Origin of the sequence: Arthrobacter sp. H20 (assembly GCF_000520515.1) — a bacterium.
GTDB lineage: Bacteria > Actinomycetota > Actinomycetes > Actinomycetales > Micrococcaceae > Arthrobacter_D.
The window spans coordinates 21578-25761 of sequence record NZ_KI914728.1 but is presented as its reverse complement, the minus strand read 5'-3'; the positions used below and the strand labels follow the sequence as shown (position 1 = coordinate 25761).

Genomic DNA, 4184 nt, shown 5'->3' with positions numbered 1-4184 from the left:
CCAACAGCTCGCTGCTGATCGGCTCCAAGGAGGTGTTCCAGAAATCGCCGAAGTCAGTAACGGTCAACCTGGCGTTCATGACCCCGCCGATCCCCCACGGGGACCCTCCGACGGTGAGCGCCGAGTACCTTGCCGCGGGCAACTGGGAGTCGCTGGACGATGGGATGCCAGTCGACACTGCAAGCAACCCGCTCGGCGGGATCCCCCAGCCCCCGATCGGCATTCCAGACGTCACACCGGACGTGCAGTACTCGACGGCTACCCGTTCGGGCTTCATCCGGTTCAGGCTCAGCGGCGGGTACGGCACCGATGCCTACCCCATCGCCCTCGCCGAATGGGTCGCCGTCGGCGAGGGTGACCCGCCGACCGCACCGGTACTGCCGACGCTCAGCTCGCTCACGCTCGACTACACCGCCACGCAGCAGATCGATTTGTCCGGGCCCTCGGAGTGCCGCGGCCGGTTCATCCACGTCGCTCCGTTCGGTCATGTCGAACCGACACTGGGGCCGGGCCTGTCCAGCGTGCCGCTGCTGCCCCAGTTCCGGGCAGGGACCGACCCAACCGAAGCGGAACTGTACATCGGGGTGCGCGACCTGCACCCCCCGCAGAACCTGGCACTGCTGTTCCAGGTAGTGGACGGCACTGCGAACCCCCTCGTGGTCAAGCCCGGGCGGCACATCGACTGGACCTACCTGCGTGGAGACGAGTGGGTGCACTTCGCGGCCGGCGCGGTCGTCGACGGCTCCCACGGACTGCTCGCTACGGGTATCGTCACGCTCGCCGTCCCGGAAGACGCTACGACCGCGCACACCCTGCTGCCGGCCGGGGTGTACTGGATCCGGCTCGCCGCCACTTCGGCGAGCGACGCGGTGTGCCGCCTGGAAACCGTCGCCGCCCAGGCGCTGCGGGCCACGTACGAAGTGCTGGACAACGGCTCGACCTCCCACACCTCCGAGCTGCCGGCCGGCACCATCACCAAGCCCGACCCTCCCGTGGCGGCAGTGAAAAGCGTCGCCCAGCCATTCCCTACCTTCGGCGGCCGTCCGCTGCTCGGCGGGATCCCCCAGCCCCCGATCGGCATTCCAGACGTCACACCGGACGTGCAGTACTCGACGGCTACCCGTTCGGGCTTCATCCGGTTCAGGCTCAGCGGCGGGTACGGCACCGATGCCTACCCCATCGCCCTCGCCGAATGGGTCGCCGTCGGCGAGGGTGACCCGCCGACCGCACCGGTACTGCCGACGCTCAGCTCGCTCACGCTCGACTACACCGCCACGCAGCAGATCGATTTGTCCGGGCCCTCGGAGTGCCGCGGCCGGTTCATCCACGTCGCTCCGTTCGGTCATGTCGAACCGACACTGGGGCCGGGCCTGTCCAGCGTGCCGCTGCTGCCCCAGTTCCGGGCAGGGACCGACCCAACCGAAGCGGAACTGTACATCGGGGTGCGCGACCTGCACCCCCCGCAGAACCTGGCACTGCTGTTCCAGGTAGTGGACGGCACTGCGAACCCCCTCGTGGTCAAGCCCGGGCGGCACATCGACTGGACCTACCTGCGTGGAGACGAGTGGGTGCACTTCGCGGCCGGCGCGGTCGTCGACGGCTCCCACGGACTGCTCGCTACGGGTATCGTCACGCTCGCCGTCCCGGAAGACGCTACGACCGCGCACACCCTGCTGCCGGCCGGGGTGTACTGGATCCGGCTCGCCGCCACTTCGGNAGCGACGCGGTGTGCCGCCTGGAAACCGTCGCCGCCCAGGCGCTGCGGGCCACGTACGAAGTGCTGGACAACTGCTCGACCTCCCACACCTCCGAGCTGCCGGCCGGCACCATCACCAAGCCCGACCCTCCCGTGGCGGCAGTGAAAAGCGTCGCCCAGCCATTCCCTACCTTCGGCGGCCGTCCGCTTGAGACCGACGGCGGTTTCGCCGCACGGGCGTCCGAACGGCTTCGCCACAAGAATCGCGCGATCACCCTGTGGGATTACGAGCACCTGATCCTTGAGGCGTTCCCCGCGGTCTTCCAGGCGCGCTGCCTGAACCACACCCAGTACGAGCCGAGCTCGAGTGGGTCCGGTGTCTATCGCGAACTTGCAGCCGGGCATGTGACGGTCGTGACCATCCCCGACCTCGCCGTCCCCAATCCACGCGACCCGCTGCGCCCGTTCACCAGCCTGCGTGTGCTCGGCGAGATCGAATCGTTCCTCACCAGGCGCATGTCATGCTTCGCCCGACTGCACGTGCGCAACCCGCAGTTCGAGGAGGTCCGGGTCGACCTGCGCGTCCGGTTCCGCTCCGGTGTCGACGAGGCGTTCCACACGACCAGGCTCAAGCGCGAGATGACCCAGTTCCTTTCGCCCTGGGCGTTCCGCGGCGACGCACGACCGACGTTCAACGGCACCGTGCACAAGTCGGTGCTGGTCAACTTCGTCGAGGAACGCAGCTACGTCGACTTCGTGAGCGACGTCCGCCTGTTCCGCCGGCTGCCGGGCGTCACCGCCGACGGTCCAGACCTCGAGGAGGTGACCGGGTCCCGGGCGATCTCGATCCTCGTCTCCACGCCCCCGAACCAGCACGGGGTCCACCCGATCCACCCGGATGAGGTGCTCGTCCCCGAGTACTGCGATTGCGCGACGGCGGTCGGCTGATGTCCCCGGTCCCCGCCCCTGAGACGTCCGGCGGGCTGCGTGCTGCGGAGGACTTCTATCGACTGCGCAGGGAGGGCATCGGCCACATCGAGCAGGCCGGCAGCGACGACTGGACCGATTACAACACGCACGATCCGGGCATCTCGATCCTCGAGGCTCTGGCCTATACGATCACCGAACTGGCGCACCGCACCGGCTTCCCGATCGAGGACATCCTCGCGTCGTCGGCTAAGGATGCGTCGGCCTCCGACCCGTACCCGGACCAGGCCTTCTACACTGCGCGCACGATCCTCACCGTCAACCCGACCACGGTCGAGGATGTCCGGCGACTCCTCATCGACGTCGACCCGGTGCGCAACGCCTGGGTGCGGTGCGGCGCCTGCGCCGACGCACCGTTCTTCGCGTGGTGCGAAAACGGCGCGTTTGTGCTGGCCCATGATCCGTCGCAGCGTAGCGACCCCGCAACCGGAATGGTGCGCGTCGAGCCGCGTGGCCTGTACTCCGTGCTCCTCGAACTCGAGGCCGACGCGACCTTCGGCGACCTGAATGACCGCAAAATCGTCCGCCGGAGGACGGTGACCGACACTGAAGGCCGCCGCCGTCCGCTCACGATCGAGGTGCGCTTCCCCGAGTGGGGCCTAGCCCGCCGGGATGAACGACAGCGGTTGGCAGGGGACAAGGACCAGTTCACGCTCAGCGTTACCGGCCCACATCGCACGACGTCGGGCACGGTCCCGGTGGACGATGCCGAGCTGCGCAACCACTGGTTCGAGGCCTTCTACATCGACTACGGGATCGAACTCGCGGACAGCACCACGATCGCCATCGGGAACGCCTCGGTGCGGCTGTTCGGAGACGGCGCCGTCCGGCGTCAGACGACGGTGACGGAGCTGCTCGCCTGGCTCGGTGACGCGACGCCCGAGGGCTTCGTCGATCCATACCGCGGCAAGCTGTCGATCATCGACGCGGCGGTCCGCTCGGCGACCTCGGTGGTCGGGTCGCACCGCAATCTCGACGAGGACTTCGCCCGGGTAGAGCTCGTCGGGATCGCAGAGATCGCCGTGTGCGCTGATGTCGAAGTCGAGCCCACCGCCGACATCGACCTCGTTCAGGCCCGGATCTGGTACGAGATCGAGCGTTACCTTGATCCGCCCGTCGAGTTCTTCTCGCTTGACGAGCTGCGCGCCGCCGGTGCGGCCGTCGAGGCGATCTTCGACGGTCCGGAGCTGGTGAACGGCTTCCTCACGGCGGAGGGGCCCAGCGATACCGAGCTCCGGGGCGAGTTGCGCGTGTCGGACATCCTCAACCGCCTGATCGACATCGAGGGTGTTGTCAGCGTCGATAACCTGCTGCTCACCGCCTACGACGCCGCTGGAAGCCCGATGACGGGGATCGCCGACCCGGACTGGGCCAGCGGCACGTCCGACTTCGCCCGGGACCGGACCAGCGCATCGTGGCTGCTGTACCTGCCGGCCGACCACCGGCCGCGGCTCCACCGCGGTCTGTCGAGATTCCTCTTCGCCAGCGGCGGGAACGGCAA

Annotated in this window: 2 protein-coding genes; both read left to right on the top strand. The window is 68.3% G+C overall.

Annotation, left to right across the window (positions count from 1 at the left end; all coding sequences use genetic code 11):
- Nucleotides 1–1858: 1858 nt before the first annotated feature.
- Nucleotides 1859–2644, top strand: a complete 786-nt coding sequence (locus tag Y703_RS22375; RefSeq protein WP_253907986.1) for a baseplate J/gp47 family protein — start codon at nt 1859–1861, stop codon at nt 2642–2644.
- Nucleotides 2644–4184: hypothetical protein (locus Y703_RS18990; RefSeq protein WP_216698881.1), on the top strand; the 1541-nt coding region annotated here is incomplete at its 3' end. The genes Y703_RS22375 and Y703_RS18990, both read left to right, overlap by 1 nt.